The sequence below is a fragment of the Brevundimonas sp. AVps31 genome (assembly GCF_058681355.1).
On sequence record NZ_CM178736.1, the window covers coordinates 3,020,727 to 3,040,135 of the forward strand.

General features: G+C 68.5%; 18 protein-coding genes. 8 read left to right on the top strand and 10 right to left on the bottom strand.

The features are described 5' to 3' along the window. Window positions 1-24: 24 nt before the first annotated feature. From ACW174_RS14755 to ACW174_RS14780, 6 genes are all read right to left on the bottom strand, one after another. Complete coding sequence (locus ACW174_RS14755) at window positions 25-669, bottom strand: protein-L-isoaspartate(D-aspartate) O-methyltransferase (protein WP_492015184.1); 645 nt, start codon at window positions 667-669, stop codon at window positions 25-27. After that, window positions 666-1,460 carry a 5'/3'-nucleotidase SurE gene (gene surE / locus ACW174_RS14760; RefSeq protein ID WP_492015185.1) on the bottom strand — a complete coding sequence of 265 codons (795 nt, stop codon included), beginning with the start codon at window positions 1,458-1,460 and terminating at the stop codon, window positions 666-668. Before surE ends, ACW174_RS14755 begins: the two co-directional genes overlap by 4 nt. Before the next feature lie 276 nt (window positions 1,461-1,736). After that, entirely contained in the window at window positions 1,737-2,129 is a 393-nt protein-coding gene (locus ACW174_RS14765; protein ID WP_492015186.1) for a hypothetical protein, read from the bottom strand. 135 nt (window positions 2,130-2,264) lie between these two features. Beyond that, window positions 2,265-3,698: a serine--tRNA ligase gene (gene serS / locus ACW174_RS14770; protein WP_492015187.1), complete on the bottom strand. Its 1,434-nt coding sequence runs from the start codon at window positions 3,696-3,698 to the stop codon at window positions 2,265-2,267. A 245-nt stretch (window positions 3,699-3,943) separates the two neighbouring features. After that, on the bottom strand, window positions 3,944-4,747 hold the full coding sequence (locus ACW174_RS14775) for a thiazole synthase (protein ID WP_492015188.1): 804 nt from the start codon (window positions 4,745-4,747) through the stop codon (window positions 3,944-3,946). A gap of 39 nt (window positions 4,748-4,786) precedes the next feature. Next, window positions 4,787-7,204, bottom strand: a complete 2,418-nt coding sequence (locus tag ACW174_RS14780) for a membrane-bound PQQ-dependent dehydrogenase, glucose/quinate/shikimate family (RefSeq protein WP_492015189.1) — start codon at window positions 7,202-7,204, stop codon at window positions 4,787-4,789. A gap of 198 nt (window positions 7,205-7,402) precedes the next feature. Between ACW174_RS14780 and ACW174_RS14785 the strand changes: the two genes are divergently transcribed. Beyond that, window positions 7,403-8,890, top strand: a complete 1,488-nt coding sequence (locus ACW174_RS14785) for a vWA domain-containing protein (RefSeq protein ID WP_492015190.1) — start codon at window positions 7,403-7,405, stop codon at window positions 8,888-8,890. Window positions 8,891-8,896: 6 nt separating this feature from the next. Here the strand turns inward: ACW174_RS14785 and thiS are convergent, their stop codons facing one another. After that, a complete protein-coding gene (gene thiS / locus ACW174_RS14790) occupies window positions 8,897-9,094 on the bottom strand; it encodes a sulfur carrier protein ThiS (protein WP_492015191.1) in 198 nt (65 codons plus the stop codon). 98 nt (window positions 9,095-9,192) lie between these two features. Between thiS and aroQ the strand changes: the two genes are divergently transcribed. The 4 genes from aroQ (at window position 9,193) to aat (ending at window position 12,235) form a co-directional block, all read left to right on the top strand. Next, window positions 9,193-9,660 carry a type II 3-dehydroquinate dehydratase gene (gene aroQ, locus ACW174_RS14795; protein ID WP_492015192.1) on the top strand — a complete coding sequence of 156 codons (468 nt, stop codon included), beginning with the start codon at window positions 9,193-9,195 and terminating at the stop codon, window positions 9,658-9,660. Between the two features lie 19 nt (window positions 9,661-9,679). Beyond that, entirely contained in the window at window positions 9,680-10,177 is a 498-nt protein-coding gene (gene accB / locus ACW174_RS14800) for an acetyl-CoA carboxylase biotin carboxyl carrier protein (RefSeq protein ID WP_492015193.1), read from the top strand. 3 nt (window positions 10,178-10,180) lie between these two features. Continuing rightward, window positions 10,181-11,533, top strand: coding sequence for an acetyl-CoA carboxylase biotin carboxylase subunit (gene accC / locus ACW174_RS14805; RefSeq protein WP_492015194.1), 1,353 nt, complete (start codon window positions 10,181-10,183; stop codon window positions 11,531-11,533). Window positions 11,534-11,629: 96 nt separating this feature from the next. After that, window positions 11,630-12,235, top strand: a complete 606-nt coding sequence (aat, locus tag ACW174_RS14810) for a leucyl/phenylalanyl-tRNA--protein transferase (RefSeq protein ID WP_492017297.1) — start codon at window positions 11,630-11,632, stop codon at window positions 12,233-12,235. On the opposite strand, the gene ACW174_RS14815 is transcribed toward aat, so the two are convergent. Then, the gene (locus ACW174_RS14815; protein ID WP_492015195.1) at window positions 12,202-12,855 is read right to left on the bottom strand and encodes a DUF2155 domain-containing protein; all 654 of its coding nucleotides are present in this window, start codon (window positions 12,853-12,855) and stop codon (window positions 12,202-12,204) included. The genes aat and ACW174_RS14815 overlap by 34 nt on opposite strands. Continuing rightward, entirely contained in the window at window positions 12,852-13,244 is a 393-nt protein-coding gene (locus ACW174_RS14820; RefSeq protein WP_492015196.1) for an NADH:ubiquinone oxidoreductase subunit NDUFA12, read from the bottom strand. The genes ACW174_RS14815 and ACW174_RS14820 overlap by 4 nt, the downstream gene beginning before the upstream one ends. Before the next feature lie 203 nt (window positions 13,245-13,447). On the opposite strand from ACW174_RS14820, the gene ACW174_RS14825 reads away from it, so the two are divergent. From ACW174_RS14825 to ACW174_RS14835, 3 genes are all read left to right on the top strand, one after another. Continuing rightward, window positions 13,448-15,859 carry a TSCPD domain-containing protein gene (locus ACW174_RS14825; protein ID WP_492015197.1) on the top strand — a complete coding sequence of 804 codons (2,412 nt, stop codon included), beginning with the start codon at window positions 13,448-13,450 and terminating at the stop codon, window positions 15,857-15,859. Between the two features lie 53 nt (window positions 15,860-15,912). Further along, window positions 15,913-16,398, top strand: a complete 486-nt coding sequence (locus ACW174_RS14830; RefSeq protein ID WP_492015198.1) for a pentapeptide repeat-containing protein — start codon at window positions 15,913-15,915, stop codon at window positions 16,396-16,398. 63 nt (window positions 16,399-16,461) lie between these two features. Continuing rightward, window positions 16,462-17,376, top strand: coding sequence for a pentapeptide repeat-containing protein (locus ACW174_RS14835; RefSeq protein ID WP_492015199.1), 915 nt, complete (start codon window positions 16,462-16,464; stop codon window positions 17,374-17,376). 63 nt (window positions 17,377-17,439) lie between these two features. On the opposite strand, the gene aspS is transcribed toward ACW174_RS14835, so the two are convergent. Then, window positions 17,440-19,272: an aspartate--tRNA ligase gene (gene aspS / locus ACW174_RS14840; protein ID WP_492015200.1), complete on the bottom strand. Its 1,833-nt coding sequence runs from the start codon at window positions 19,270-19,272 to the stop codon at window positions 17,440-17,442. Window positions 19,273-19,409 lie beyond the last annotated feature (137 nt).

Sequence of the window (19,409 nt, forward strand, 5' to 3'; positions counted from 1 at the left end):
GGATGCGCTCCCGGCCCCTCCCCGTCACCCCTCCTTGGCGGTCCCTTCCACCAGCGGCACGAACCGCACCTCGGTCAGGCTTTCGCGGCGGAACGATCCATCCTCCTGACCGATGTAGCGATGCAGCATCTGCACCGAACTCCGTCCCACGGGACAGACCAGCACGCCGCCGGGCTTCAGCTGTTTCAGCAGTTCGGTGGGCTCGCCCGGGGCGGCGGCGGTGACCATGATCCGGTCGAACGGCGCCTGCTCGCGCCAGCCCAGTCCGCCGTCGCCGTGGCGGGTGATGACATTGTCGATGTCCAGCTCCCGCAGCCGGTTCTCGGCCTCGGTCAGCAGGCTGCGATAGCGTTCGACGGAATAGACATAGCGGGCCAGCCGGCTCAGGACGGCGGCCTGGTAGCCGCTGCCGGTGCCGATCTCCAGCACCCGGTGGCGCGCCTGCACGTCCAGCGCCTGGGTCATCAGGCCGACGATATAGGGCTGGCTGATCGTCTGGGCGCAGTCGATCGGCAGGGCCTGATCCTCCCACGCCTGATCGAGAAACTTCTCGTGCACGAAGACGGCGCGGTCGATGGATTCCATGGCCGACAGCACGCGCGGATCCGTGACCCCCTGCTGCCTAAGCCCCAGAATCAGCCGCCCGGCGCGGTCGTCGCGAAGGTTCATCCGGCCGCGACCACGCTCTTCGGCGGGACCCCGCCGAGCACGCCCTTCAGATCATGCAGGCTCGGCGCATGGGTCAGGTCGATGTGCAGCGGGGTGACCGAGATCTTGCCCTCGTCCATGGCTCGCAGGTCGGTCCCGTCCGGGTGGTCGTGCTTCGTGCCGCGGAAGCTCATCCAGTAGTAGTCGCGGCCGCGCAGGTCGGTGCGCTTGACCGCGTGCATCTCGCCGATGTCGCGGAAGCCCTGGCGGGTGACCTCGATCTCGGTGACGTCCGCCGGGGCGCGGGCGGGGAAGTTCAGGTTCATGACCACGCCGGACTGCCACGGCTGGGCCAGCAGGCGGCTGATGATGGCGGGGGCGAAGGCCTCGGCCGTCTCCCAGTGCGCCGTCACCTCGTCGTGGAAGCGTTCGAGGCTCTGGCTCAGGGCGATGGAGCGGATGCCGAAGGCCATGCCCTGCAGGGCGCCGGCGACGGTGCCGGAATAGGAGCAGTCCTCGCCGACATTGTGCCCGCGATTGACGCCGGACAGCACCAGATCGGGCTTCTCCGGCATCAGGTCGTTGACCGCCAGCACGACACAGTCGGTCGGCGTGCCCGTCACGGCGAAGCGTTTCTCGCCGAACCGGTTGACCCGCAGCGGCTCGGTCAGGGTGATGCCCCGCCCCTTCCCCGACTGCTCCACGGCGGGTGCGCACACCCAGATGTCGTCGGACAGGGTCCGCGCGATGCGTTCCAGACATTCGAGGCCTTCAGCCTCGATGCCGTCGTCGTTGGTCAGCAGGATTCTCATGATCCTGTCGTGAGTAGTCCAAACCGCGCGGCCTTGTCATCCCGGACGGCGCATAGCGCCGATCGGGGACGCAAACCCTCACGCCAGACCCCGCTCCGGAGAGCGAAGCTCGTCCGGAGCACAGCCGGATCGAGGCGGGCTCTGGCCCGGATGAACCCTTTGGGCCCACGCATCAAAAAAGCTGTCGTCATCCGCCGGCAAGCCGCGCGGCGGCGCCGCCGGGTCGCCCGGTCTCTCTACGCTCGCCGGAGGATGACGATAGCGCGCAAACGCCGCCTATCGCAGCGCCTCGACCCGGTCCGCCAGGATCACCACGTCGCGGCGGCAGTCGTTGACGATGCGCGAGCCCTGCCAGTTGTAGGTCTGGCCGCCGTCGCGGTCGGCCCAGGCGGCGGTGCGGCCGGTCAGGCGGATCTTCAGGCCGTTCAGGTCGCCGGCGACCCGCTGCAGATCGCGCGGCAGGGCGCCGCTGACGCAGTCGGTCGGCACGTTTCGCGACAGGTCGCGCTGCTCGCGGTACAGCCGGATTTCGCCGTTCTGGACGCGCGCCCAGCCCTCGAACTGCGTGGCCGAGACGTCGAAACCGGCGGGCGGCGGCGCGACATTGCCGGGCATGGAGGCGCAGGCGCCGAGGGCCAGGATCAGGGCGGTGGGGGCGATCAGACGCATGAGCTTAAGTCCTGTGGGGCCGGAGACATCGCTTTGGACAGCAGCGCCGCGACATCTTCATGACGCGGACGCTTCTGTCCCTCGCAACCGTTGACGCCGCCGAAGGCTCCCCGCCTTGCGTCCGTCGGCTGAAAATCAGCCGCCGACCGAGGTCAGGCCGCCCATATAGGGGACCAGAACGTCGGGCACGCGGATCGAGCCGTCGTCCTGCTGGTAGTTCTCCATGATCGCCACCAGGGTCCGGCCCACCGCCAGGCCCGAGCCGTTCAGGGTGTGGACGAACTCGGTCTTCTTCTCGCCGTCGCGCTTGAAGCGGGCGTCCATGCGCCGGGCCTGGAAGTCGCCGCAGTTCGAGCAGGAGCTGATCTCGCGGTAGGTGTTCTGGCTCGGCAGCCAGACCTCGAGGTCGTAGGTCTTGCGGGCCGAGAAGCCCATGTCGCCCTTGCACAACAGCATCTTGCGATACGGCAGCTCCAGCGCCTGCAGGATGGCCTCGGCGCAGCCCACCATCCGCTCGTGTTCGGCGTCGGAGTCCTCGGGCTTGGCGATGGAGACCAGCTCGACCTTTTGGAACTGGTGCTGGCGGATCAGGCCGCGCGTATCCCGCCCGGCCGACCCCGCCTCGGCCCGGAAACAGGGCGTCAGGGCGGTCATGCGGATGGGGGTGGCCAGCTCAGACTCGGGCAGGATCTGCTCGCGCACGAGGTTGGTCAGGGAGACTTCGGCGGTGGGGATGAGCCAGCGGTAGTCTTCGGCGACCTCGAGTTCAAATCGAGGCTGCGTCCCGAAAGTTTGCTTAGCGTGTTCGATGCCTTGCTCTTCCGCCAGAGTAAGCGCGTTCAGGGCCGAGAGCTGGGCCGTCTCGACAACATCTTTCTCAATCAAGTCGCCTCGTTCAACGAGGAACAGGTCCTCGTAAAATTTCGGCAACTGCCCAGTTCCAAACATCGCGTTGCTACGAACAAGCAGCGGCGGGTTCACTTCCAGATAGCCGTTCCTGTCCGTCTGGGTGTCCAGCATGAACTGGCCCACGGCCCGTTCCAGTCGCGCCAGCTGCCCCTTCAGCACGGCGAAGCGCGAGCCGCTCATCTTCGCGGCGGCCTCGAAGTCCAGCAGGCCCATGGCCTCGCCCAGGTCGGCGTGATCCTTGGCCGGGCCGCCTTCACGGGGCGTTCCCCAGCGCGAGACCTCCACATTGCCCGCCTCGTCCTCGCCGTCCGGCACGTCGTCGGCGGCCAGGTTCTTCAGCCCCGCCAGCAGGTCGCGCAGTTCCTTGCCGACGCTGGCCTCGACGGCTTCGGCGGCGGCGATGTCGGCCTTCAGGGCCTCGACCTCGGCCTTGAGGCGATCCGCCTCGGCCATGTCCTTCTTCGCCATGGCGGCGCCGATCAGCTTGGAGGCGGCGTTGCGCTTGGTCAGCCCCTCCTGCGCCGTCGTCTGGGCCGCGCGCAGTTCGCCGTCCAGCCGCAGCAGGTCGGCCACCAGCCCGTCGGCCTCCTCGACCCCGCGCGACGACCAGCCGCTCACGAAGGCGGCGGGATTGTCACGGATGGCGCGAATGTCGTGCATGGCTCGTCTCTTGGAAAACAGAGCGATGCTCTAGCGGGCGCGGCGGATTCCGCCAAGGCCGCCCGACCGATCCGTCCGTTTCTGACGCATGCGCGTGCCAGACTGTCCGCCGGTCTTTGAAAACCCGCGCCGCGCCCGACGCCCGCCCGGCGCCGCCCCGTTCAAGTTGGCGTCTTCTGAAAATTCGGGCCCGAAAAAATTCGGCCTAACACTAGTAGTCGTAACAAACGCCCGGACCGCTCCGGTCAGATCAGTCCGCTGAGCGGCGAACTGGCGCTCGCATACATCCGGCGCGGCATCCGCCCGGCCAGATAGCCCTGACGCCCCGCGATGACCGCATGCTTCATGGCGCTGGCCATCAGAATCGGATCGTTGGCCCCGGCGATCGCGGTGTTCATCAGCACGGCGTCACAGCCCAGCTCCATGGCCAGCACCGCATCCGACGGCGTGCCCACGCCCGCGTCGACCAGCACCGGCACCCTGGCCTGCTCGACGATCAGCCGGACATTGACCCGGTTCTGGATGCCCAGGCCCGAGCCGATCGGGGCGGCGGCGGGCATGATGGCGGCGGCCCCCGCCTCTTCCAGCCGCTTCGCCATGACCACGTCATCGGTGCAATAGACCATGACCTGGAAGCCGTCCTTCACCAGCAGGTCCAGCGCACGCAGGGTCTCGATCATGTCCGGATACAGGTGGGCGGTGTCGCTCAGCACCTCCAGCTTGACCAGATCCCAGCCCCCGGCCTCGCGCGCCAGCCGCAGGGTCCGCACCGCGTCCTCGCCGGTGAAACAGCCCGCCGTATTGGGCAGGAAGGTGAAGCGGTCCGGCTTCACATAGTCGACCAGCATCGGCTGGTTCGGATCGGTCAGGTTCACCCGCCGCACCGCCACGGTGACGATCTCGGCCCCCGCGGCCTCGGCCGCATCGGCATTCTCCTGATACGTCTTGTACTTGCCGGTGCCGACGATCAGGCGGCTGTTGAAAGTCCGGCCGGCGACGGTCCAGCTGTCGGCGGTCTCGGATGCGGAAACGGGGACATGAGCGCTCATGTCCCCGTCCCTACGCTTTCAGACGCCCGGTTTGAACCCTTACGCGCCCTGCGGCAGCGCGTAGGCGATCACTTCGTCGGAAACCGGGGTCTCCATGAAGTGGTGGCCGCCCGGGGCGATGACCAGGAACTGGCGACCGCCGACCTCATAGACCATCGGATTGGCCTGCCCGCCGCCCGGCAGCTTGTCGGTCCACAGGGTCTTGCCGGTCTTCAGGTCGATGGCGCGGATCAGGTCGTCGGTGGCCGCGGCGATGAAGATCACCCCGCCCGCCGTGACGACCGCCCCGCCGTTGTTCGGCGTACCGATCTCGACCGGCAGCATCGAGGGGATGCCGAACGGCCCGTTCTTCAGGGCCTGGCCCAGCGGGCGGTCCCACAGGGTGCGGCCGGTGCGCAGGTCGATCGTGCGGATGCCGCCATAGGGAGGCTCCTTGCACAGCAGGCCGGTGAAGGGCATCCGCCAGCCGGCGTTGACGCTGATCGCATAGGGCGCGCCCGCCTGCGGGTCGCCCGCGCCTTCCGCCCCGCCCTTGCGGGCGTTCGGCTCGCCCCGCGGGGCCCAGCCCTTCCGGTCCGCCTCGGCCCGCGGCACCAGCCGGTTATAGTTCGGCATGTCATTGTAATTCGCCACGATCACGCCCCGCGCCGGATCAATCGCGATCCCGCCCCAGTCCGAACCGCCATTATACCCCGGGTACTGGATGTAGCGGCGATCGGCCGTCGGCGGGGTGTAGAAGCCTTGATAGGAGGCGCCGCGGAACTGGATCCGGCAGATCATCTGATCGATCGGCGACATGCCCCACATCTGGCGCTCGGACAGGTCCTCGGCCCGGCGCAGGGTATGATAGCCGCTGATCGGCTGGGTCGGGGTCCGCATCTGCGGCTCGACGCCGCCGCGCGGCGCGGCGACCTGGCCGACCGGGGTGATGGGCTGGCCGGTGGCGCGGTTCAGCACATAGATGTCGCCCTGTTTGGACGGCAGCACGACCGCCGGGACCGGCCCGGCCGCGGTCGGGAAGTCGACCAGGGTGGCTTGCGAACCCAGGTCATAGTCCCAGACGTCGTGGCGCACGGTCTGGAAATGCCAGCGCGGCTTGCCGGTGTTCACGTCCAGCGCGACCAGCGAGGTCGCATAGTCGAGCTGCGGCCCACGACGATCCGCGCTGACATAGTCGGCGGCGGTCGAACCCAGCGGCAGATAGACCAGTCCCAGGCGCTCGTCGCCCGAGGCCGTGGTCCACATGTTCGGCGTGCCGAGGGTGTAGATCTGCCCCTCCGGCGGGGTCGTGTTGATATCCGGGCGGTTCATGTCCCAGGCCCAGCGCAGCTGGCCCGTGACGGCGTCGAAACCCTTGATGACGCCCGACGGCGCGTTGCGACGCTGGCCGTCCAGGATCTGGTGGCCGGTGACGACCACGCCCTGGACGATGGTCGGCGCCGAGGTGATCGAGATCATCCCCGGAACGGTCGGGCCCATGTTCTCGGCGGTGTTGACCTGACCGCCCTGGCCGAAGGCGGCGCAGCGCTGGCCGGTGCGGGCGTCGACCGCGATCAGACGGGCGTCCAGCGTGCCCCAGATGATCCGGGTGGCGCAGGGATCGGTCGCCGCCGCGCCGGGCACGACATAATAGCTCACGCCCCGGCAGGCCGCCGTGTACGGGATAGACTCGTCGCTGACCTGCGGGTCATGCTTCCAGATATTTTGTCCGGTCGCCGCATTGACCGCCAGCACCATGTTCTTGCCGGTGCAGATGTAGAGGGTGTCGCCGATCTTCAGCGGCGTGTTCTCGGACGCATATTTGTTCTGCGCACCGGGCCGGTCGCCCGGCAGGTCGCCGGTGTGCAGGCTCCACACCCGCTCCAGCTTGCCGACGTTTTCCGGCGTGATCTGGGTCAGGCTGGAATAGCGCTGGGCGTGATAGCTGCCGCCGTAGGCGGGCCAGTCGGCGCCGACCGCAATCGCGTCGGGGTCGCTGGAGGCCACAGCCTGGGCCGTGGGCAGTTCGCCGTTGACCCGGATCTTGGCCGCATTGGCCGAGGCCACACCGCCGACCAGCAACAGGGCCACCAGTCCCACCGCGCCGCCGGTCGCCCACAGCTTGCCCTTGCCGGGCTTCAGCGCCGGCAGGGCGGCGATGACGAAGGCCAGCAGGACCGCCGGCGCCACCACGCGGGGCACCAGTCCCCATCCGTCGATCCCGACCTCCCAAACGGCCCACAGGACCGTCAGGACAAAGACGCCGATATAGATGAAGGCCCCCAGCAGGCTGCGCCGCACCAGCAGCACGCCGCTGGCCAGCAGACCCAGCCCGGCCAGCAGATAATACCACGAGCCGCCAAGACCGATCAGCCAGCCGCCGCCTATGGTGAGGGTGACGCCGATCAGGGCGAGCACCACCCCCAGGGCGATGATAAGGCCCCCTGCGAGGCCTCCCGGTTTCCGCTCTGCCGACATGACGTCTCTCCAGCTTGGCTATGGGTTTGCGATGCCAACACCCCGCCGGCTTCACAGTTCCGCCCCCGCACAGCCTCAGGCCTGATCAGCGATCACGTTCCGTTGCGGCCGTCAGATCCCGGCGCCTTTCGTCAGTTTCCCCCCGCACTGCGCCATGCGTGACTACAGTCCCGAGTCGTTCAGTGAAGGAGTGCCGCCATGCGCATCAAAGCCCTTGTGATGAGAAGCGCGGTTGCGATCCTGCTCACGTCCACCGCCATCATCACCGTGAGCTGCTCAAGCTCCGGCGCGCCCGGCGTCGGCGCGGTCGCGACCGCCCCCGCGCCCCCCCCGCCCCCCGCGCCTCCGCCGCCACCTCCGCCGCCGCCCATGGCCCCGCCTCCGGCGCGTCCGGCCCCGGCCGAAGGCGTGGCGGACACGAACGTTGGTGTCATCGGAGCGGCCGACGGCGTCGACGACGTGGTGGTCACCGGCAGCCGCATCCGTCGCGACGGAGACACCAGCGAAAGCCCGGTTGTATCCGCAGAGGGCGAGGCGAGCGCGGACACCCGCATCGCGGCGGCGACCCCGGTGGCCCTGCCCGGTCGCGGCACCCCTCCCGCCCGGGCGCGCGTGGCCCAGGCCGGTCTGCTCACCGCGGGGGATTATGACGACCTGCTGAACCCGAGCTGGTACGCCGACTATGTCGGTCGCTACCTGCAGGCCAACGGCGATCTGCAACTGCCCTACGTCGATACCCGCCAGGCCATCACCATCGCCGTCAGCGACGCCGAAGGCCGTCCCGCCCCGTTCATGGATGTCGCCGTCTCCCGGCCTGAAGGCGCCCCCCTGCGTCTGCGGACGCTGGCTGACGGCACAGTCGTGCTGTTCCCCGGCCTGGACCGGCTGGGCCGGACCGCGGACGTGACCGTCGCCGGCGCGAGCCGCCGCCTGACCGTCGGCCCGGATCGCAGGCTGGAGATCCGCATTCCGGGCCGCGCCGCCACCGTCCGCGCCTTCGACCTGCTGATGGTCATCGACGCCACCGGCAGCATGGGCGACGAGATGGAGTATCTGAAGCGCGAGATCGCTTCGATCATGGCCTCGCTGGCCGAGCGCCATCCGGGCGTGGACACCCGCATCGGCCTGATCGTCTATCGGGACAACGGCGACCAGTATGTCGTGCGCGACTTCCCCTTCACCTCGAACGTCGGCGAACTGGTCCGTCAGTTGGAGGCCCAGCGCGCCGATGGCGGCGGCGACTATCCCGAGGCGGTCGATCAGGCGCTGGCGCGAGCTATGGACTACCCGTGGCGCGACAACGCGGTGCGCTCCATGGTTCTGGTCGCCGACGCCCCACCCCATGACGACCGCATCGCCGCGACCTGGGCCCAGGTGCAGGCGGCGCGCGAGCGCCGGATCCAGATCACGCCGGTGGCCGCCAGCGGCGTCGGCGACAAGGCGGAGTTCATCATGCGCGCCGCCGCCGCGGCGACCCAGAGCCGCTACCTTTTCCTTACGGACGACAGCGGCGTCGGCAACCCGCACGCGACGCCCGACGTGAAATGCTATGTGGTCAGCCGCCTCGACAGCCTGCTGCGCCGAGTGCTGGACGGGCAGATCTCCGGCCGGCGGGTCGAGCCCACGGTCAATGAAGTCATCCGCACCGTGGGCCCCTACGACCGCGGCGTCTGCACACCGAAATAGGTCCGGTCAGCCGCCGCCGACGAACTGGACCAGCTCGATCCGGTCACCGGCGGCGATGGCCGTGACGGCGTGTCGGGACTTGGGCACGATCTCCAGATTGCGCTCGACGGCCACCTTGCGGATATCCAGTCCCAGCTCCTCCACGAGGGCCAGAATGGTGGTCGCGCGGACCTCTCGAAGCTCGCCGTTGATCTGGATTTGCATGACCCTGCGTCAATCTTCTGGGACGTGCGGCTTGCTTGCGGCCACGCCTGAGCTAAAAGGCCGGTCCGATTCCGTCGGAACGTCACCTCTGCGAGCGAATGCCCGACAGCCCCGTCCTCTACGTCCTGAATGGCCCGAACCTCAACCTGCTTGGGGTCCGTGAGCCTGAAATCTACGGACATGAGACCCTGTCGGACATCCAGGCGCTGTGCGAACGCACGGCTTCGGGCGCGACCGTGGTGTTCCGTCAAACCAATCACGAAGGCGAGCTGATCGACTGGGTCCAGGAGGCCCGGGAGAAGGCTGACGCCCTTGTGATCAACCCGGCGGGTTACGGCCACACCTCCGTGGCCCTGCTGGACGCCCTGAAAACCTTGGCGGTTCCGATCGTCGAGTGCCATCTGTCGAATCCGGCGGCGCGCGAGCGCTTCCGGCATCGCACCTATGTGTCGGCGATCGCCGCCGGCGTGGTTTCGGGCTTCGGCCCGATGAGTTACGAACTGGCGGTGAAAGCCGCCCTCGGACTGGCGCAGGAACGCAGCCGGTCCGCTGACCGTTCGGTTTAAAGGACAACAAGAGGCTCCCATGGCCGATCCGAAACTGAAGAACGAAGCCGAAATCGATGCGACCCTGGTGCGCCAGCTCGCGGACATCCTCAACGAGACCGATCTGACCGAGATCGAGGTCGAGAAGGGCGAACTGCGCATCCGCGTCGCCCGCGAGATCACGGCCGCACCGGTCGTTCAGTACGCCGCCGCTCCGGCTCCGGTCGCAGCGGCTCCGGCCGCCGCCGCCGCCGCCCCGCCCGCCATGCCGTCGGACCCGGCGACCATCGTCGCCCGCGCGGGTGAAGAGGTGAAGTCGCCGATGGTCGGCACGGCCTATCTGCAGGCCTCGCCGGAGGCTCCGGCCTTCGTCCAGCCGGGCGACAAGGTGAAGAAGGGCCAGACCCTGCTGATCGTCGAAGCCATGAAGACGATGAACCCCATCCAGGCTCCCCGCGACGGCGTCGTGAAGGAAGTTCTGGTCGGCGACGCCCAGCCGGTCGAGTTCGGCGAGCCGCTCGTCCTGCTCGAGGCGTAAGCCATGTTCAGCAAGGTTCTCATCGCCAACCGCGGCGAAATCGCCCTGCGGATTCACCGTGCGTGCAAGGAGATGGGCATCTCCACCGTCGCCGTGCACTCCGAAGCCGACCGCGGCGCCATGTGGGTGCGGCTGGCTGACGAGAGCGTCTGCATCGGCCCGGCGCCGGCCGCCAAATCGTACCTGAACATCCCGTCGATCATCGCGGCCGCCGAGATCACCGGCGCCCAGGCGATCCACCCGGGCTACGGCTTCCTGTCCGAAAACGCGCGCTTCGCCGAGATCGTGGAAGCGCACGGCATGACTTTTATCGGTCCCAAGCCCGAGCATATCCGGGTCATGGGCGACAAGATCAGCGCCAAGAAGACCGTGCTTGAAGCCGGCATTCCCTGCGTGCCCGGCTCGGCCGGCGAGGTCGAGACCGTCGAGGACGCTATCGAGGCCTCAAAAACCATCGGCTTCCCGCTGATCGTCAAGGCCGCCGCCGGCGGTGGCGGACGCGGCATGAAGGTCGCCCTGACCGCTGACGATCTGGTCGAAGCCGTCCAGACGGCCCAGACCGAGGCCAAGGCGGCCTTCGGCAACGGCGCCGTCTATATGGAGCGCTATCTCCAGAAGCCGCGTCACATCGAGATCCAGGTCATCGCCGACAGCCACGGCAACGTCGTGCACCTGGGCGAACGCGACTGTTCGCTGCAGCGTCGTCACCAGAAGGTGCTGGAGGAGGCTCCCTCGCCCGCCCTGTCCGCGGAAGGCCGCAAGGCCATCGGCGAGACGGTCAACAAGGCGATCGCCGCCATCGGCTACCTGGGCGTCGGCACCATCGAGTTTCTGTGGGAGGACGGCGAGTTCTTCTTCATCGAGATGAACACCCGCCTGCAGGTCGAACATCCGGTCACCGAGATGATCACCGGCGTCGATCTGGTGCGCGAACAGATCCGCATCGCCGCGGGACTGCCGCTGTCCTTCACCCAGGATGACGTGACCTTCAAGGGGCACGCCATCGAGTGCCGGATCAACGCCGAGAACGCCGAGACCTTCACCCCCTCGCCGGGGACGATCACGGACTTCCACGCGCCGGGCGGTCTGGGCGTGCGTCTGGATAGCGCCATCTACGCCGGCTATTCGATCCCGCCCTATTACGACAGCCTGATCGGCAAGCTGATCGTCCACGGCCGCGACCGCGAGGAGTGCATCGCGCGCCTCAAGCGGTCGCTGGGCGAGATGGTCGTCGGCGGCATCGATACGACGATCCCGCTGTTCCAGAAGCTGCTGCAGGAGCCGGACATCCTGTCGGGCGACTACGACATCCACTGGCTGGAAAACTGGCAGAAGCGCCAGCGCGGCGAAGCCTAGGGCTCGGTGGAGGAGCCCGGCTTCAGCGCCAGCGCCTCCTCCGGCGGCTTCGGCCCGGATGAACTGCTGAACTGCTACGCCACAGGCGTCTTCCCGATGGGTGAGGCGCGCGATGATCCGCGCGTCTTTCTGGTCGAACCGGACCAACGCGGCGTCATCCCGCTGGACGGCTTCCACATCCCCACCCGACTGAGAAAGACGGTACGGGGCGAGCCGGTCGAGGTTCGGGTCAGCACGGCGTTCGACGCCGTCCTTGACGCCTGCGCCGCCGCCATGCCGGGCCGCGAGGACACCTGGATCAACGCCCCGATCCGACGGCTTTATCTGGAGCTTCAGGCGCGGGGAAACGCCCACTCCATCGAATGCTGGCGCGAAGGGCGTCTGGTCGGCGGCCTGTACGGCGTGACGCTGGGCGGCGCCTTCTTCGGCGAGAGCATGTTCACGCGTGAGCGCGACGCCTCAAAGATCGCGCTGGTGCATCTGGTCGCGCGGCTGAAGCGCGGCGGCTGGCGGCTGCTGGACGCCCAGTTCCTGACCGATCATCTCAGCCAGTTCGGCGCGGTCGAGACGCCGCAGGCGGCCTATCTCAAGCGGTTGAAGCTGGCCCTGCCCGTCCGGCCCAACAGCCGCTCGCTGTTCGAGCCGATGACAGGCGCCGAAGCGGTCTTCTACGCCCTGCAGCCCACGACCCAGGCGTCGTAGATCGGGTGTTGCAGGCCGCTGACGGCGGGTGACGAGGCGAACATCCAGCCCCGGAAGACCTGACGCGGATCAGTCACCTGGGTGACGCCGCGCGGCTGGATGCTGACTTCCAGATAGGCGATCGCGTCCTCGACCTGTTCGTCCGAGGCCGAAACCTCGCAGGCGCGGGCGGTGAAGATCAGGGTCTTCTGGAAGCGCACCGGGCGACCGCCGACCTCGACCTCGAACCGCATGCGTTCCGTGGTGATCTTGTCGACGGCCTCGACGATGGCGACGCGTCGACGCTGACGGCGGCCGGGCGTGGTCGAGGGTTCGGGCTTCGCCTGCGCGGTCTCGCTGGCCTTCTCCTCCACCACATCCTCCTCCTCGGCCTTTTCAGGCGGGGGCGTCAGGGCGGGATCGACCGGCGGGGTGATCGCGATGGGCGCGGCCGGCGCCGGCGCCGCTTCCGGCGCGGGCTCGGCCGGGGGCGTTGCAACCTGGCGGTTCAGGTCCGCCGTCGTGTCCTGGACCGGACGGGCGTCCTGCGGCAGGTCGTTGAGCGCGGACGCGACAACGCCGCCGGCGGCGATAAGAGCCGCGGCGGTGACGCCGGCCAGGATCAGCCCCGAACGTTTCATTCCGGGCGCCAGGCCTCATAGTCGCCGGTCGCGGCAGGGCGTTGACCCTCGGCGCCCAGCGAGCCCTGCGGACGCCACGCCATCGGCGTGCCGGTCAGGTTCGGCAGGTGATCCTTCTCCCACGCCCGGCGCGGCAGCGGCGCCTCGGTCGGCGGCTCGTCGTAGGTGTAGTGCAGCCAGCCGTGCCATTCGGGCGGCACCTTCGAGGCGTCGGCATAACCGTTGTAGATCACCCAGCGCCGCTTGCGGCCGTCATAGCTGATGTTGTCCCGCGACTGATAATAGGTGTTGCCGAACTCATCGGTCCCGATCTTCTCGCCACGCTTGGCGATGGTGAAGAAGGTGCCGATGGTGGCGCCGCTGGTCCAGCCGAAGATTCTGCCTAGCACGTCGGGAATTCCACTCGTCTCGCGTCGGCCGGACACCCCGGCGACAGCAGGCGGATCATAGAAACCGCAGGGCGTTCCGTAAAGCGGAACACGGCTGCGTTCGAACTCAACATCTTGGGGGTAACCCGTGCCCCACACGCCAGATTTATTGCAGGGGAGCCCCTTACACCGTTAGCATCGCTCAAAGCCGCCTCGAGACCTCCATGCGTCCCCAGCCTCGCTTCGCCGTCCTCGCCACCGCCGTCCGCCGATCCGTGCGCGAGATCGAGCGCGCGGGCCGTCTGATCGAAGTCCTCACGCCCGAGGACTGGTCCGACGCGCGCACCGAGGCCTGGGTCGATTGGGCGGCGGCTCAAGACCTGCCGCTGGATGGCGAGGATCTGATCAGCGAGGCTTCCCGGACGTTCGCCGCCCGACACTGTCCGGATGAGGGCGTGGCCGCCGAACTGTCCGCCACCCTGCGGCTGGGTCTGGCGACGCCCGCCAGCCCCCAGTCGGTCGCCGCAAGCGATGCCCTGATCTTGTCGGATCCCGCCGCCGCCAGATGGCTGAAAGCCGAAACCGCGCGCCGTCGGGCCCAGCGGCTGTCGGCAGGGGCGGTGGCCGCGGTCGCCGCCGCTCTCGCCGCCGTGAGCGAAGCCGTCAGCCGTTGCGAAGGCCCGCGCGGCGACTGCGCCGACCCGGCCCACAATCCCGCCCTGGCGCGCGCCGCCCTGACGGCCCGCCGCGCGGGGGCGTCGGACGCCGACATCCTGCGCGCCGTCGAGGGCGAATCGTTTGATGCCGCGCCCCTGCCCGTCCCCGTCGTCACCCCGTATGCCGCCGTCGCCGATCGCGACCTCATCGCCTCCGGTGCGCCGGAGGCGCTTCTGGCCGCCGAAGGCGCTCTGGACGGCGATCTGGTCCTGACCTTCGATCCGGAAAGCGCGGAACTGACCGCCGAGGCCGCGCGCGGCGCGGGGGTGCTGATCTCCCTGACCGCCCTGCGCGACCTGACCGGCGAGGCCTTCGAGGCCGCATTGGCCGACCTGACCGCGCTCTGGGCCGACGTCCTGTCCAACGACGGCACGGTTCCGGTCTCAATCGGGATGGCGGACCTCGGTGACGTCGTGCTGGCCGAGGGCGCGACCGACCCGGTCGCCCGCGCCGCCGCGCTGGGCCGTCTGGTCGCCGAATCGGCCTGCGGCCCGATCAGCCTGTTCGTGGAGGACCGTGAAGCCAGGCTTCGTCTCGGGGCTTCGCCCCTGACGGCGCTGGACCGCTTTGAAACCGGGGATGGAGAGATCGACCGCCGGCTTCGCCCCGCTCTCGCCTCCGCCATCGCGGCGGCGGGCGGCGACGTGGAAAGCGCCGAGCGGCATCTGCTGGGCCGCCGGACACTGGTTGGTGCGCCGGGGGTGGATCACGCCGCCCTGCGGACCCACGGCTTCACCGACGTGGAGCTGGAAGGCCTCGAACTGGCGCTGACCCATGTCGACCGGCTTGAGGACGCCTTCCGCACCCCGGTGCTGGACGCCGGCTTCCTGCGCGACGTACTCGGCGTTGAAGATCAGGTGGAGGCCGATCTGCTGGCCCGGCTGGGCTTCGCCACAGCGGATGTGGACGCCGCGGAGCGCCATGTCTTCGGCGCCGGCGGTCTGGCGGATTGGACCGACGCGCCCGAGGGGCTCGGCGACCTTCTGTCGGATCTGGGCGGGTTCGAAGCCGCCCTGCGCGCTGCTCTGGAGCCGTTCAGCGCCACGCCCGACCTGACGCCGGTGGCGATGGACTGGCGCACGACCCCCTCACAGGCCGTGCGCGTGCTGGCCGACGCCGCGCGGGACGGCCGCCGGGCCGTTCGCCTGCGTCGCGACGAAGCGCCGCTCGGCCCCCTGCTCGAGATTCCCGACAGCGCCGCACAGGAACGGGAGCGTCGCCGAGAGCCCGAGGTCCGCTCCGTTGAGCGGGTGGTCGAGAAGGTTGTCGAACGCGAGCGCACCCGCCGCAAACTGCCCGATCGCCGCAAGGGCTATATCCAGAAGGCGGCTGTAGGCGGCCACAAGGTCTACATCCACACCGGCGAGTACGAAGACGGCGAGCTCGGCGAGATCTTCATCGACATGCACAAGGAAGGCGCCGCCTTCCGCTCGCTGATGAACAATTTCGCCATCGCCATCTCCATCGGCCTGCAATACGGCGTGCCGCTGGACGAGTTCGTGGACGCCTTCGTCTTCACCCGGTTCGAACCCGCCGGCCGGGTCACGGGCAACGATTCGATCAAGTCGGCGACCTCGATCCTCGACTACATTTTCCGGGAATTGGGCGTGTCCTACCTGGACCGGCAGGAACTGGCCAATGCGGACGCCGGGTCGGGCGACGGACTGGGCGCAGGCGAGGGTGAGGCGGCGGAGGCTGTTCCGGCGGCCCGGTTCATCTCCAAGGGCTTCGCCCGGGGCGCGGCGCCGGACAATCTGGTCGTCCTGCCCTTTGGTCAGAAGCGGGATCCGGCGTCGGCGACGCCCGTCGCGGCCAGTGAGGCGACCGCCTGTCCGGCCTGCGGCGACTTGGCCTTGCAGGAGCGTGGCGGAGGCTGGATCTGCGACACCTGCGGCGCCGCCCCCTCGATGCAGGGTTAAATCAACGATTTCATGCCAGGCTTGCTGAGCTCAACCGAGCGCCGGAGCCTGAGATGAAGCTGCTTTTGACCGCCGTGGCCCTGACCGCCGCCCTCGCCTCGCCGGCCCTGGCGCAGAACGCCGGGCAGATCGCCAGCGTGCGGAACGGCGCCAGCTGCTCGGGCTGCAACCTGTTCCAGGGCGACTTTTCGGGGTTGGAGCGGCGCGGTCTGAACCTGTCGGGGGCGCGCCTGCGTCAGGCGGACCTCAGCCTGGCGGTGATGAACCGGACGCGGTTTTCCAACACCGACATGCGCGACGTGGAAGCCTATGGCGGCGTCTTCTCCAACTCCAATTTCTCCGGCGCCAATCTGACCAATGCAGGCTTCGTCGGGGCGTATCTGGACGGTTCGAACTTCGCCGGCGCGACCCTGACGGGCGCCAATTTCTCCGGCGCGTCGCTGGAGCGGGCGACGGGGCTGACCCAGGCCCGACTGAGCCAGGCCTGCGGCGACGAGGCGACCCGATTGCCGCGTGGCCTGTCCATTCCCCGCTGCTGATCCGCCATCGACGTTACGGCGATTTAAGTAGGGTTGTTCGGGGTTTGGCGGCATGAAGGTGGCGTGAAACAGATCGCTTTTCCCTTCTTCCGCCGCTTGATGGCTCCCGGCCTCGCCGTGGCGACCTCGCTGGCCGCCGTGTGCGCAGCGGCTCCGGCAGCGGCCGAGGTTCATCTGCAGTTCCAGGATCGCGACGTGGCGCGGATGGTCTCGCTGGGCGGGTCCTGCAACCGGTGCGAACTGTCGGGCCGGGACCTGACCGGCGCCAGTTTCACCGGCGCCAGCTTCACCAACGCCACCCTGGTCGGCGCCAATATGCGGGGCGCGGATCTGGTGGGCTCCAACTTCGCCGGCAGCGACTTCACCCGGGCTGATCTGGGCGGGGCGGACCTGACCGGGGCCAACTTCACCGGTTCCAACTTCACCAATGCCGACATGACGGGCATCTCAGCCATGGGCGCGACGATGGTGCGGGTCCGGATGGACCGGAGCAACGCCACCGGCGCCGAGCTGAACGGGGCCAATATGAACGGCGCGGTGCTGGGCGGGACCAACTTCACCGGCGCCGAGCTGAACGCCGCGACCCTGGCCAACGTCAGCGCGCGGGCGGCCAATTTCAACGGCGCCGAGATCGGCATGTCGAACCTGTCGAACGGCGACTTCCGCGGCGCGAATTTCCGCGGCGCCGAGATGAACGGCGCCCGCCTGACCGGCGGGCAGTTCGAGGGGGCCAACTTCACCGGCGCCGAGATGAACCGGGCGGATGTGCGTGGCGCGGACCTGTCCGGCGCGCGGGGTCTGTCGCAGGAACAGGTCGGCCGGGCCTGTGGCGACGCCAACACCCGTCTGCCGGGCAATCTGACGGCCCGAGCCTGCCGCGGCATCTCGTCGATCCGGGTGAGCCCCGCGCCCCCGGCGGCGCCCGCCCCACCGGTCCCCCCGCGGGTGCGGAACTTCGTGGTCGCCAGCGGCCACTGACACAAAAGGCCCCCGTCGTTGACGAGGGCCTTTTTCTTTTCCTTCAAAAGCTTGCGCCGCCGATTACACCTTGAGCGGCAGGGCCGTCCGGATGTGGACGTCCTTCAGCTGACGCTCGCCGGCCTCGGTCGGGGCGTTCATCAGAAGGTCCTCGCCCTGCTGGTTCAGCGGGAAGGCGATGACCTCGCGGATGGCCGTCTCGCCCGCCAGCAGCATGACGATGCGGTCGATGCCGGGAGCCAGGCCGCCGTGCGGCGGCGCGCCGTAGCGGAAAGCGTTCAGCATGCCCCCGAACTGCTCCTCGACGACCGAGTTGTCGTAACCGGCGATGCCGAAGGCCTTGAGCATGATCTCGGCCTTGTGGTTCCGGATCGCGCCCGAGCACAGCTCATAGCCGTTGCAGACGATGTCGTACTGGTAGGCGCGGATGGTCAGGGGATCCTGGGTTTCCAGCGCCTCGAGCCCGCCCTGCGGCATCGAGAAGGGGTTGTGCGAGAAGTCGACCTTCTTCTCTTCTTCCGACCATTCGAACATCGGGAAGTCGACGATCCAGCAGAATTTGAACTGGTTCTCGTCGATCAGCTTCAGTTCCGTGCCGACGCGGGTGCGGGCCAGGCCGGCGAATTTGGCGAAGACCGACGGCAGGCCGGCGGCGAAGAAGGCGGCGTCGCCCTTGCCGAGGCCGAGGGCGGTCATCAGGGCCTCGGTCGGCTCCTGGCCGAGGTTCTTGGCGATCGGGCCGCCCCAGGCGTTCTGGTCGTCGGACCAGAAGATATAGCCGAGGCCCGGCTGGCCCTCGCCCTGGGCCCAGGAGTTCATGCGGTCGCAGAAGGCGCGGCTGCCGCCGGTCGGGGCCGGGATGGCCCAGACGGCGTTCTTCTCGTCCGCCGCGAGGATCTTGTTGAAAAGGCCGAAACCGCCGTCGCGGAAATGGTCCGAGACATCCTGCATCTTGATCGGGTTGCGGGTGTCCGGCTTGTCGCTGCCATACCAGGCGATCGACTGCTGGTAGGTCAGGCGCTCAAAGCCCTTGTGTTCCAGCGTCTGCCCGAAGTCGTTGGTGAAGGTGTGCGATCCGTCGATGGGCGAGACCGGCTTGCCGTCGGCGAATTCCTCGAACACCCCGTGCATGACGGGCTCGATGGCGGCGAAGACGTCCTCCTGGGTGACGAAGCTCATCTCGACGTCGAGCTGGTAGAACTCCAGCGAGCGGTCGGCGCGCAGATCCTCGTCGCGGAAGCAGGGCGCGATCTGGAAATAGCGGTCGAAGCCCGAAACCATGAGCAGTTGCTTGAACTGCTGCGGCGCCTGCGGGAGGGCGTAGAACTTGCCCGGGTGCATGCGCGACGGCACCAGAAAGTCGCGCGCGCCCTCCGGCGACGAGGCGGTCAGGATCGGGGTCTGGTATTCCAGGAAGCCCTGACCGACCATGCGCTGGCGGATCGAGGAGATGACCCTGGAGCGCAGGACGATGTTCCGGTGCAGACGCTCGCGACGCAGGTCGAGGAAGCGGTTGGCGAGACGGATCTCCTCCGGGTACTCCTGATCGCCGAAGACCGGCATCGGCAGTTCCGCGGCTTCCGACAGGACCTCGATGCCCTGGACCCGGACCTCGACCTCGCCGGTCGGCAGCAGGGCGTTCACGGTGCTGGCGTCGCGCATGACCGCTTCACCGTCGATGCGGATGACGCTTTCGGCACGAAGGCGTTCGACGATTTCGAAGCCCGGCGTCGACGGGTGCAGCACCAGTTGCGTGATGCCGTAGTGGTCCCGCAGATCGACGAACAACAGGCCGCCGAGATCGCGCTTGCGGTGCACCCAGCCGGACAGGCGGACATTGGCGCCGGCGTCGGTCGAACGGAGGGCGCCGCAGGTGTGTGAGCGATAGGCGTGCATGTCGGTTCGTTCTGGATTCGGGCCCGCGAGGGGCGGAATTCGGGAGGGGCGGAAGGGCGCATCATCGCCTCTGAAAGTCAAGGTCCGTGGCGATTTCGGGCGGCTTCGGGCGGCGGGAAGACGCGGGCCAAACGCGA

Coding starts and splice junctions, on each gene's coding strand:
- ACW174_RS14755 (WP_492015184.1), bottom strand. CDS start 669: ATGAACCTTCGCGACGACCGCGCCGGGCGGCTGATTCTGGGGCTTAGG.
- surE (WP_492015185.1), bottom strand. CDS start 1,460: ATGAGAATCCTGCTGACCAACGACGACGGCATCGAGGCTGAAGGCCTC.
- ACW174_RS14765 (WP_492015186.1), bottom strand. CDS start 2,129: ATGCGTCTGATCGCCCCCACCGCCCTGATCCTGGCCCTCGGCGCCTGC.
- serS (WP_492015187.1), bottom strand. CDS start 3,698: ATGCACGACATTCGCGCCATCCGTGACAATCCCGCCGCCTTCGTGAGC.
- ACW174_RS14775 (WP_492015188.1), bottom strand. CDS start 4,747: ATGAGCGCTCATGTCCCCGTTTCCGCATCCGAGACCGCCGACAGCTGG.
- ACW174_RS14780 (WP_492015189.1), bottom strand. CDS start 7,204: ATGTCGGCAGAGCGGAAACCGGGAGGCCTCGCAGGGGGCCTTATCATC.
- ACW174_RS14785 (WP_492015190.1), top strand. CDS start 7,403: ATGCGCATCAAAGCCCTTGTGATGAGAAGCGCGGTTGCGATCCTGCTC.
- thiS (WP_492015191.1), bottom strand. CDS start 9,094: ATGCAAATCCAGATCAACGGCGAGCTTCGAGAGGTCCGCGCGACCACC.
- aroQ (WP_492015192.1), top strand. CDS start 9,193: ATGCCCGACAGCCCCGTCCTCTACGTCCTGAATGGCCCGAACCTCAAC.
- accB (WP_492015193.1), top strand. CDS start 9,680: ATGGCCGATCCGAAACTGAAGAACGAAGCCGAAATCGATGCGACCCTG.
- accC (WP_492015194.1), top strand. CDS start 10,181: ATGTTCAGCAAGGTTCTCATCGCCAACCGCGGCGAAATCGCCCTGCGG.
- aat (WP_492017297.1), top strand. CDS start 11,630: ATGGGTGAGGCGCGCGATGATCCGCGCGTCTTTCTGGTCGAACCGGAC.
- ACW174_RS14815 (WP_492015195.1), bottom strand. CDS start 12,855: ATGAAACGTTCGGGGCTGATCCTGGCCGGCGTCACCGCCGCGGCTCTT.
- ACW174_RS14825 (WP_492015197.1), top strand. CDS start 13,448: ATGCGTCCCCAGCCTCGCTTCGCCGTCCTCGCCACCGCCGTCCGCCGA.
- ACW174_RS14830 (WP_492015198.1), top strand. CDS start 15,913: ATGAAGCTGCTTTTGACCGCCGTGGCCCTGACCGCCGCCCTCGCCTCG.
- aspS (WP_492015200.1), bottom strand. CDS start 19,272: ATGCACGCCTATCGCTCACACACCTGCGGCGCCCTCCGTTCGACCGAC.